Here is a 9,597-nt window from a genome sequence, read left to right on the forward strand (position 1 = left end):
AAGGTCTCGCCCTATGGTGAGGCGGTGTCGGCAGAGGCGCGCAAGCATGCCGACGACATCAAGGCCCAGCTCACCGCGGGCACCTATACCATCTTCAAGGGCCCTGTCATGGACAACAAGGCCAAGACCGTGATCTCAGCCGGCACCGAGCGCGGCCAGAAGGACCCCGAACTCGAAAAGATGGACTATCTGGTGGAAGGCGTCATCGGAGCCACTTCGTGACATCAGAGGTTGCAGATCCCGTCGAAGCCAGTGCGATCGCTCCGGCTGCGGACCCCGGATTTCTGCAGCGTTACGGCGGGACCATCGAATATATCCTCATTCCGGGCGCGGCGCTGGTCGGCGCGCTCGGGGTGTTCGGCCTGTTCGTCGCGCTGTTCGGCAAGAGCCCGCTCGATCTATATTTCTATATGTACCAGGGCGCGTTCGGCACCTGGTTTTCCTGGCAAAATACGCTGACGCGCGCGGCGCCGCTGATTCTGACCGCGCTCTGCACGGCGCTGCCCGCGCAACTCGGCATGGTGATCATCGGCGGCGAAGGCGCGCTCTTGATCGGCGCGCTGGCGGCCACGGGCGCTGCGCTGGCAATGCAATCGGCAGCTCCGCTCGCGGTGCAAGTTGGGATGGCAGCCGCCGGAATGGCAGGCGGCGGCCTCTGGATCATGCTCGCGGGCGCCCTTCGCCAGTACCGCGGCGTCAATGAAACGATTTCAAGCCTGCTGTTGGTCTATATCGCGCTTGCGATCCTCAACCATCTGGTCGAGGGCCCGATGCGCGACCCCGCCAGCCTCAACAAGCCTTCGACCCGCGAGATCGGCGCCGCCAACATGATCGGATCGATCCCCGGCACCGAGATCCATTGGGGACTGCTGTTCGGCATCATCGCCGCGATCGCCTCCTACGTTTTGATCTACCACACCACCTTTGGCTTCGCGGCACGGATCGCCGGCGGCAACATCCGCGCCGCCAAGATCGTGGGCCTTGGCGTCGGCCGGCTGATCTTGACGATCTGCTTCCTGGCGGGCGCTTCGGCCGGCCTGGCCGGAATGGTCGAGGTCGCCGCGGTACAGGGCCGGACCAACGCCAACCTCGCGGCCGGCTACGGCTTCACAGGCATCCTGGTCGCCTTCCTGGCGCGGCAAAATCCGCTGGCGGTGATGCCGGTTGCGATCCTTCTGGGCGGCATCAGCGCCAGCGGCGGCCTGCTGCAGCGCCGGCTTGGCCTGCCGGACGCCTCCGTTCAGGTGCTGCAGGGCATCATCTTCGTCTTCGTTCTGGCGAGCGATGCCGTGTATGGACGGATTGGCTTTCTGAAAGGAAAATCCTGACATGGCGGACGGAACCATCGGGCTCTGGACCGTACCGCTGGCGGTGTTCGGCGGCGCCATCCGCGTGTCCACACCATTTCTGTTCGTCAGCCTGGGCGAATGCATCACCGAGCGCTCAGGACGCATCAACCTTGGGCTGGAAGGCACGCTGGTGATGGGCGCAATGAGCGCCTACGGCATCTCCTATCTCTCGGGTTCGCCCTGGCTCGGCGTGTTCGCTGCCGGCGTCACCGGCGCCCTGCTCGGGGCGCTGCATGCCGGAATCTGCTCGCTGCCGCGCGTCAACGACATTGCAGTTGGCATCGCGTTGATGCTGTTCGGCACCGGGCTTGCGTTCTATCTCGGCAAGCCGCTGATCGAACCTACCGCGCCACGCCTTCCCGCGATCGATTTCGGATGGTGGAGCGACATCGCGCAGGTCCGCGCCGCGCTGCGCATCAACGTGCTGTTCCTGATCGGCGTGGCGCTGGCGCCAATGCTGTACTGGGCCTTCCGAACCACGCGCTGGGGCCTCTTGATACGCACCGCGGGCGAGAGTTCGGACGCCGCGCGCGCCATGGGTTATTCCGTCCTGGCGATCCGGCTGCGCGCCACCATGGTCGGCGGCTTTCTCGCCGGGATCGGGGGCTCGTTCCTGTCATTGTTTTATCCCGGCAGCTGGAACGAGGGCCTTTCCAGCGGACAGGGCATCACCGCGGTAGCGCTGGTGATCTTCGCCCGCTGGGATCCGATGTTGTGCCTGTGGGCGTCGCTGGCGTTCGGTGGCGCGGCCGCGCTCGGGCCGGCGCTGCAGTCGGTCGGCGTGACCTCAGGATATCATCTGTTCAACGCCGCACCCTATATTCTGACGCTGGCGATCATGATCATCACCTGCTCGCCGAAACGTACCCTGACCGGAGCCCCCGCCGAATTGTCGATCACAAGATGAACCCATAACGACCCAAGAGAGTGTGACATGGCCGAGCGCTATCTGAAGTCCGAGCCCTATGCGTGGCCCTACAACGGCGATCTGCGCCCCGAAAACACCGCGCTTGTTATCATCGACATGCAGACCGACTTCTGCGGCGTCGGCGGCTATGTGGACAAGATGGGCTACGACCTGTCGCTGACGCGGGCGCCGATAGAGCCGATCAAGCGGCTGTTAGCCACGATGCGCGGCCAGGGCTTTCACATCATCCATACGCGCGAGGGTCACCGTCCTGATCTCAGCGATCTGCCCGCGAATAAACAGTGGCGGTCGCGCCAGATCGGCGCCGGGATCGGCGATCCCGGCCCCTGCGGCCGCGTGCTGGTCCGCGGCGAGCCCGGCTGGGAAATCATTCCCGACCTGGCGCCGCTCCCGGGAGAGCCGATCATCGACAAGCCCGGCAAGGGATCGTTCTGCGCCACCGATCTGGAGTTGATGCTGCGGCTGCGCGGCATCGAGAACATCGTTCTTACCGGCATCACCACCGATGTCTGCGTCCATACCACGATGCGGGAGGCCAACGACCGCGGCTTCGAATGCGTGCTGATCGAGGACTGTTGCGCCGCCACCGACAAGAGCAATCACGACCACGCGCTGAAAATGATCAAGATGCAGGGCGGCGTGTTCGGCGCGGTTGCGACTTCCACTGACCTGATCGGCGCCTTGTCATGATCATCGGCGAAACAGCAATGCCGAGAGGGGCACTCGGCGTCGATGCCGTGGCCATGACGATGCGGTTTGGCGATTTCGTCGCGCTCGATAACGTCGAACTGAAAGTACGGCCAGGCTCCTTCCATGCCCTGCTCGGCGAAAACGGCGCCGGCAAGAGCACGCTCGTGAAGTGCATCATGGGCTACTATCATCCGACCGAGGGCGATGTGCTGGTCGGCGGCCGCCAACAGGCGATCGCCAATCCCAGGGATGCCCACGCGCTTGGCCTCGGCATGGTCTACCAGCATTTTACCCTGGTGCCGGCAATGACGGTCGCCGAAAACCTGGTGCTGGCGCGCGACGATGTCCCGGCGGTGGTCAATTGGCCCAGGGAAAAGACCGAGCTGGAAGCCTTTCTGGCCCGCATGCCGTTCAAGGTGCCGCTTGACGCGCGGGTCTCCGACATTTCCGCCGGCGAACGGCAGAAATGCGAGATCCTCAAGCAGCTTTATCTCAAGCGCCGCTTTCTGATTCTCGACGAGCCGACATCGGTGCTGACGCCGGGCGAAGCCGACGAAGTGCTGGGCATGCTGCGCGCCATGGTCGTCAACGGCGATCTGACGATCCTGATGATCACACATAAATTCCGCGAGGTGATGGCGTTCGCCGACGACGTCACCATCCTGCGCCGCGGCAAGCTCGCCGGTCACGGCCGCGTCAAGGATCTGACGCCCGACGACATGGCGCGCACCATGATCGGCGCGGAGGAATTGACCATTCAGCCGGCCCGGGTCGGACAAGTCAGCGATATCAGGCTCGAGTTCAGCAAGGTCAGGGCGATCGACGATGCCGGGGCGGTCGCGGTGCACGACGTGTCGCTGGCCGTGCGTGGCGGGGAAATAGTCGGCATCGCCGGCGTCTCCGGCAATGGCCAGCGCCAACTGGTCGAGGTGCTGGCCGGCCAGCGCGACGCCGAGAATGGCGAGATCCGCATCGCCGGCGATGCCTATCACGCCCGCCGCGAGGAAATGCGCCGGCACAAGATGTCGCTGTTACCGGAGGAACCGCTGAAGAATGCCTGCGTCGGCGGCATGAGCGTGGCCGACAATCTTGCGTTCCGCGAATTCGATCGTGCGCCGTTCGCCAGCGCCGGCTGGTGGCTGAACAAAGCGGCCTTTCGCAGGGATGCCGAGCGCAAGATCGGCCTCTACAAGATCAAGACCCGTACGCCGGATACCCCGATCTCGGCGCTGTCAGGCGGCAATGTACAGCGCGCGGTATTGGCGCGCGAACTCGGGGGCGATGTCGAGGTTCTGATCGCCGCCAACCCCTGCTTCGGTCTGGATTTCGCCGCGGTGGCGCAAATCCATGCCGAGATCATGGCGGCGCGCAACCGCGGCGCCGCGGTGCTTCTGGTGAGCGAAGACCTCGACGAACTGCTCGAACTGTCGGATCGCCTGGTCGTGATGTTTCACGGCCAATTTGTCTATGAGGCGCGCGCCAGCGAAGCCAATCTCACCGAAATCGGACGGCACATGGCGGGGCACTGATCAAGCGCTGGGTCGTCAAGGTCGTTGCGGCGTGCCCGCCATGGCCGGATTCTGCCATGCGATCCATCGCGTCGCCGCTCCCAGGGGGATAAGCGCCGCCACGGCCGGGACATGTCAGGCCAACGAGGCGGCGACGCGCACCGGGTCGTTCCGCCAGGCTGCTGACGATCTGGGTCTGACCCCGAGCGCGGTCAGTCATGCCATCCGGAGTCTCGAGCTGGATCTCGGAACGGCGCTGTTCGAGCGCGACGGCCGCAATGTCCGCCTGACGCCGGAGGGCGAGACCCTGATGCGGCATGTCGAGCGGGGTTTCGGCAAGCTGCATCTGGGCCTCGGCAGCGTCGCCGCGAAAAAGCCCGACCTGCTGAAGCTGCATTGTGCGCCAAGTTTTGCCGCGCAGTGGCTGGTGCCCCGGTTGCGCAAGCTGCTTGCGGAATGCAGCGGACTGGAACTGCGGCTCGCAACCGGTACCGACTATACCAGGTTCCTTGCCGACGAGTACGACGCCGACATCGTTTACGGTCTGCCGTCGACCGACTATTATGGGATCCTGAAGCAACAGGGCATGATGGTGCTGCCGCTCGGAACGGAAGTCGTCACGCCGCTCTGCGCGCCGTCGCTTTCCCCGTTGATTCGCTGCCCCGGCGATCTCATGAATCAGACGCTGATCGAAAGCGACAACAAGAAGGTGCGTTGGCCGGCATGGTTCGCGGCGAATGGGCTCGCCGCCCCGATTCCAAGCGGCTTGCGTTTCGATCGCAGTTTCATGTCGCTAAGTGCCGCAGCTGACGAGATCGGGGTTGCCCTTGAATCCACGCTGCTGGCCGAGCGCGAGATCGCCTCGGGCCGCCTCGTCCGCCCGCTCCAGGGCGTGAGTGAGGATATTGCCTATACCGGGCATTGGCTTGTGTTCCCGCGCGCCACGCGATTAGCGCGACCGATGGCCATGTTCATCAGCTGGCTTGCCAGCGAGCTTGGCCTCGACATCAATCTCGCCACCCTCGGGGAGGCGACCTCGGATCAAATCGCCCCGCCTGCCCCGCCGGCTACGTCGTCGCGGGCGGACAGGTGAATGAAATTCCTCATTAATACGAAATTTCTCGTTTGTTGGCGAACCGAGCGCGATGGTAGATCGCTCCCTACAAGCAATGGCGGAATGAATGCCGCTTACCGGCGCGGTGATCATCGCCAGAGACGGCAGGCCAATCCATTGAGGCGGCCGCCGGGGAGACGCGATCATGCCAACCAGGACGGGCGTCAATGCGCCTGATCTCGCGGAGCGCGCCTGTCGCATCCGCCGCAACGCGCTGCGCATGGGCGAGGTCCAGGGCCAGGGTTACATCGGCCAGGCGCTGGATATCGCCGACGTTCTCGCCGCGGCCTATTTTCATGCGATGCGCTATCGTCCCGAAGATCCGGGCTGGGAGGGTCGGGACCGGTTTCTGCTTTCGAACGGGCACTACGCCATCGCGCTTTACGCGGCCTTGATCGAGGCTGGCATCATCCCCCAGGCGGAACTCGAAACCTATGGTAGCGACGAAAGCCGTCTGCCGATGTCCGGCATGGCTTCCTATACGCCTGGCATGGAGATGTCGGGCGGATCGCTCGGCCTCGGACTCGGCATCGCGGTCGGCCGGGCGCTCGGCCTGAAGCGCAAAGGCTCCACGGCCAACGTCTATACGCTGTTTTCCGACGGCGAACTCGATGAAGGCGCGGTCTGGGAGGCCATCATGTCCGCCGCCAGCTTCAAGCTCGACAACATGATCGCGATTGTCGATGTCAACAACCAGCAGGCGGACGGTCCCTCGACGGCGATCATGGCGTTCGAGCCCCTGGTCGACAAGCTCACGGCTTTCGGGTGGTTCGTGCAGCGCATAGACGGCAACAATCTCGGTGCCGTCGTGGCTGCGTTCGATGCCGCCCAGCATCATCCCGAACCCCAGCCCCGCATCATCGTCGCCGACACGCTGATGGGCAAAGGGGTCCCATTCCTGGAGCAGCGCGACAAGAACCACTTCATCCGCGTCGAGCCGCACGAATGGCAACTCGCGCTCAACGCCCTCGATGCAGGCAAGCCCGCATGACGCCCGCCCCGAAGACGCCTTCTGACAAGCCCCGCCTGACGACCTCCGCCATGATCGCCTCGATCGCGGCCGAGGGGCAGAGGACCAAGCCGGCCCCGTTCGGCCACGCGCTGGTCGAACTCGCCCGCGCGCGTCCGGAGGTGATCGGCATGACCGCCGACCTCGGCAAATACACCGATCTCCACATCTTTGAAAAGCAGTTCCCCGACCGCTATTACCAGATGGGCATGGCCGAACAGCTGCTGTTCGGCGCCGCCTCGGGTCTGGCGGCCGAGGGCTTCATGCCGTTCGCCACCACCTACGCGGTGTTTGCCTCACGCCGCGCCTACGACTTCATTCACCAGACCATCGCCGAGGAAGACCGCAATGTGAAGATCGTCTGCGCTTTGCCGGGCCTCACCTCCGGCTACGGCCCAAGTCATCAGGCCACCGAGGACCTGGCGCTGTTCCGCGCCATGCCGAACATGACCGTGATCGATCCCTGCGACGCCCACGAGATCGAGCAGCTGGTTCCGGCGATCGCCGCGCATCGCGGTCCGGTCTATATGCGGCTGCTGCGCGGGCAGGTGCCGGTCGTGCTCGATGAGTACGGCTATCAGTTCGAGCTGGGCAAGGCGAAGCTCCTTCGCGACGGCACGGACGTCCTGATCATCTCATCAGGAATCCTGACGATGCGCGCGCTGGAAGCCGCCATCGCGCTTGCCGGCGACCGCGTCGATGCCGCGGTACTGCATGTTTCAACCATCAAACCGCTGGATGCCGGGACGATTCTCGGCGAAGCTGGCAAGTCCCGCCGCCTGGTCGTCGTCGCCGAGAACCACAGCGTCATCGGCGGTCTCGGCGAGGCCGTCGCCGGACTGCTGATGCGTTCCGGCGTTCATCCGGCCTTTCGTCAGATCGGACTTCCCGACGAATTTCTCGACGCCGGCGCGCTTCCGACATTGCACGACCGCTACGGCATTTCTGCCGCGGCAGTGGCCGCGCAGATCAAGGGATGGTTGTGACGCCGCGACACCATGGGTCCGAGATCAGGCGCAGTGCAATCGGCGCCGATCTGGCACACCAGCTATTCAGGTCGTTTTTGGGTAGAACAACGGCAATCCGTCGCAAGGCACATCAATGCTTTCGACCTGTCCCTTCGATACTTCGGTCACCAGGATCTTGTTACCCTTTCGCGCGAAAGCGAGATTGGTCGGGCAAGGTCCATCCAGCATCAATCGCTCGGCTACCTTGCCATCCCGGTCGAGCACGGTCACGTTCTGCTGGCCATAGACGACGCAATACAGTCTGCCATCAAGACCGAACTTCATGCCATCCGGCCCTTTGAAACCGGTCTGGTCATCCGGCTGCAGCACATTGCCGAACAGTTCACGGGTCGGCTGCCGCGTTCCGAAGACATCGTAGCGGTAGATTTCGCCGGTGAAGGACGCGTTGGCATAGAGCGTGTTGTCGGGTCCGAACGCGATCCCGTTGGTGAAACGGATCTTGCTGTCGACGAGGCGGACGATCTTCATGGTTTTTGGATCGATCTCATAGACCCGTCCATCCCAGGCCAGGTCCATGTACCCCTCGACAAAATTCTGCCCATCGAGAAAATCGGCCAGCGCCATGCCGGAGTCGGTCATGTAGAGGTGATCGTCGGGTCCGAACACGAGGTCATTGGGGAAATAGAACCGGCCATGGTTGTCGTCCCCTTCCAGCCGCTTCAACTCGCGGCCGTCCGGATCGATGCAGATCAGGGCGCGATGCCCGGCCTCGGCAATCCAGATCAGTCCATCCCCATCGATGGCGAGTCCGTTGGGGCGTCCGCCAGTCTTCGTGACGACGTGACGTTCACCCCTCGGGGACAACTTTGTCACGTTCAGCGTCGCGTTCGACATCTCGGTCACATACATCGAACCATCGGGCAGCGTGACCGGGCCTTCCGGGGCGCCGATATCAGTTGCGAAAATTCCTGAAGTCATAATGATCCTCCCTCGATTGCCGGACGACTTGTCTGATGAAACTCGCCTGTCCGCGCCGGGCGGTCCGGCGCGCGCAGGGATCGCGGTTCGGCCATGGTCAGATCACCTTGTCGGTTGCGGGATCGATCAGGAGACAGCGATTCATGTCAACCGCATAGTCGATGGCAGCCCCTTGCTCGTGGACGTCGTGCGCATCCAGTTCGGCGGTAACCGCCACGCCACCGACCCGCGACGTCACATAGGTGCGGGTGCCGGTCGGCTGGATCAGGTCGGCGGTGGCCCGGATGCGGGCCATCCCGGGGGCCGGCGCGCCCTGCCCCGCCAGCCGCAGGTGCTGTGGCCTGACCGCGAAAATGACCGCGCGTTCCAGATGTCCGGCCAGCGCCGGGCCGCGCGCATCGGGCAACTCAAGCGCTTCGCCGCCCTCCAGCAGGACGGCGACCGAGTTGCCACGCCGCACCAGTCGGGCCGGGATCTGGTTGATCGAGGGCGACCCGAGGAAGCCCGCCACGAACCCGGTCGCGGGCCGCTCGAACAGGTCGAGCGGCGAACCCTGCTGTTCGATCCGGCCCTCGCGCAACAGCACGATCCGGTCGGCCAGCGTCATGGCCTCGACCTGGTCGTGCGTCACATAGATCATGGTGGTGGAGATGTCCTTGTGCAGCCGCTTGAATTCGCCGCGCATCTCATCGCGCAGCTTGGCGTCGAGGTTGGACAGGGGTTCGTCGAACAGGAACAGCTGCGCCTGCCGGACGATGGCGCGGCCGATCGCCACCCGCTGGCGCTGGCCGCCGGAGAGCTGGCGCGGGAAACGTTGCAGCAGCGGCGTAATGCCGAGCATGGCGGTCGCCTCGTCGACGCGTTTCTTGATTTCGGCTTCGCCGACCTTCCGCGCCCGCAGGCCGAAGGCAATGTTATCATAGACCGTCAGATAGGGATAAAGCGCGTAGTTCTGGAACACCATCGCGATATTGCGGTCGCGCGGACGCATGTCATTGACGACTTGGCCGCCGATGGCGATCTCGCCGCCGTTTTCCTCCTCGAGCCCGGCGA

General features: G+C 64.1%; 9 protein-coding genes and 1 pseudogene. 8 read left to right on the forward strand and 2 right to left on the reverse strand.

What is annotated here, in order from left to right; translation table 11 throughout:
• The 8 genes and pseudogenes from ABSG20_RS29500 to ABSG20_RS29535 form a co-directional block, all read left to right on the forward strand.
• A pseudogene (locus tag ABSG20_RS29500) lies at nt 1–222 on the forward strand (BMP family ABC transporter substrate-binding protein); the annotation flags it as partial.
• Nucleotides 219–1,328: an ABC transporter permease gene (locus ABSG20_RS29505; RefSeq protein WP_423867989.1), complete on the forward strand. Its 1,110-nt coding sequence runs from the start codon at nt 219–221 to the stop codon at nt 1,326–1,328. The pseudogene ABSG20_RS29500 and the gene ABSG20_RS29505, both read left to right, overlap by 4 nt.
• Nucleotide 1,329: 1 nt before the next feature.
• Nucleotides 1,330–2,256, forward strand: a complete 927-nt coding sequence (locus ABSG20_RS29510; protein WP_423867990.1) for an ABC transporter permease — start codon at nt 1,330–1,332, stop codon at nt 2,254–2,256.
• 27 nt (nt 2,257–2,283) lie between these two features.
• On the forward strand, nt 2,284–2,967 hold the full coding sequence (biuH, locus tag ABSG20_RS29515; RefSeq protein WP_423867991.1) for a biuret amidohydrolase: 684 nt from the start codon (nt 2,284–2,286) through the stop codon (nt 2,965–2,967).
• Complete coding sequence (locus ABSG20_RS29520; protein ID WP_423867992.1) at nt 2,964–4,496, forward strand: ABC transporter ATP-binding protein; 1,533 nt, start codon at nt 2,964–2,966, stop codon at nt 4,494–4,496. Before biuH ends, ABSG20_RS29520 begins: the two co-directional genes overlap by 4 nt.
• Nucleotides 4,497–4,536: 40 nt before the next feature.
• A complete protein-coding gene (locus ABSG20_RS29525; protein ID WP_423867993.1) occupies nt 4,537–5,568 on the forward strand; it encodes a LysR family transcriptional regulator in 1,032 nt (343 codons plus the stop codon).
• Nucleotides 5,569–5,734: 166 nt separating this feature from the next.
• Nucleotides 5,735–6,580, forward strand: coding sequence for a transketolase (locus tag ABSG20_RS29530; protein WP_423867994.1), 846 nt, complete (start codon nt 5,735–5,737; stop codon nt 6,578–6,580).
• Nucleotides 6,577–7,584 carry a transketolase family protein gene (locus ABSG20_RS29535; protein WP_423867995.1) on the forward strand — a complete coding sequence of 336 codons (1,008 nt, stop codon included), beginning with the start codon at nt 6,577–6,579 and terminating at the stop codon, nt 7,582–7,584. Before ABSG20_RS29530 ends, ABSG20_RS29535 begins: the two co-directional genes overlap by 4 nt.
• Before the next feature lie 66 nt (nt 7,585–7,650).
• Here the strand turns inward: ABSG20_RS29535 and ABSG20_RS29540 are convergent, their stop codons facing one another.
• Complete coding sequence (locus ABSG20_RS29540) at nt 7,651–8,544, reverse strand: SMP-30/gluconolactonase/LRE family protein (protein WP_423867996.1); 894 nt, start codon at nt 8,542–8,544, stop codon at nt 7,651–7,653.
• Nucleotides 8,545–8,641: 97 nt separating this feature from the next.
• On the reverse strand, nt 8,642–9,597 hold a 956-nt coding region (locus tag ABSG20_RS29545; RefSeq protein ID WP_423867997.1), incomplete at its 5' end, for an ABC transporter ATP-binding protein.

Source organism: Bradyrhizobium sp., assembly GCF_049512235.1.
Lineage (GTDB): Bacteria > Pseudomonadota > Alphaproteobacteria > Rhizobiales > Xanthobacteraceae > Bradyrhizobium.

What these genes read in the sequence shown, in the direction of transcription:
- ABSG20_RS29510 (WP_423867990.1), top strand. Translation starts at nt 1,330, where the DNA reads ATGGCGGACGGAACCATCGGGCTCTGGACCGTACCGCTGGCGGTGTTC.
- biuH (WP_423867991.1), top strand. Translation starts at nt 2,284, where the DNA reads ATGGCCGAGCGCTATCTGAAGTCCGAGCCCTATGCGTGGCCCTACAAC.
- ABSG20_RS29520 (WP_423867992.1), top strand. Translation starts at nt 2,964, where the DNA reads ATGATCATCGGCGAAACAGCAATGCCGAGAGGGGCACTCGGCGTCGAT.
- ABSG20_RS29525 (WP_423867993.1), top strand. Translation starts at nt 4,537, where the DNA reads ATGGCCGGATTCTGCCATGCGATCCATCGCGTCGCCGCTCCCAGGGGG.
- ABSG20_RS29530 (WP_423867994.1), top strand. Translation starts at nt 5,735, where the DNA reads ATGCCAACCAGGACGGGCGTCAATGCGCCTGATCTCGCGGAGCGCGCC.
- ABSG20_RS29535 (WP_423867995.1), top strand. Translation starts at nt 6,577, where the DNA reads ATGACGCCCGCCCCGAAGACGCCTTCTGACAAGCCCCGCCTGACGACC.
- ABSG20_RS29540 (WP_423867996.1), bottom strand. Translation starts at nt 8,544, where the DNA reads ATGACTTCAGGAATTTTCGCAACTGATATCGGCGCCCCGGAAGGCCCG.